At 38.0% G+C, this 295-nt stretch carries 1 pseudogene; it reads right to left on the reverse strand.

From position 1 onward, the window contains the following. Positions 1-4: 4 nt before the first annotated feature. Positions 5-295: pseudogene (locus ACSG5Z_RS31030) on the reverse strand (cation:proton antiporter); the annotation flags it as partial.

Below are 295 nucleotides of genomic sequence, written 5' to 3' on the forward strand. Positions count from 1 at the left end.
CTCATAAACCTGATCCGATTAACTTTGTAACAATTGCAATAAGCGTCATGATGATAATGACCCAAAGCTGGCTTCCGATACCATGAAATGTAATTTCCATTCCAATACTTACGAAGAACACTGGTACAAATATCGCATAAGCAATCGGTTCAATTTTATGTTCTACTTCGTGCTTATACTCTGGTTGCGAAATGGCAATCCCAGCTGCAAATGCCCCAATAATACCTGCAATCCCCATCATTTCACTGTAATACGAAAATGAGAAACAAATAATAAGAGCTGCACTAATTAACGC

The sequence above is a fragment of the Bacillus pretiosus genome (genome assembly GCF_051294775.1).
GTDB lineage: Bacteria > Bacillota > Bacilli > Bacillales > Bacillaceae_G > Bacillus_A > Bacillus_A wiedmannii.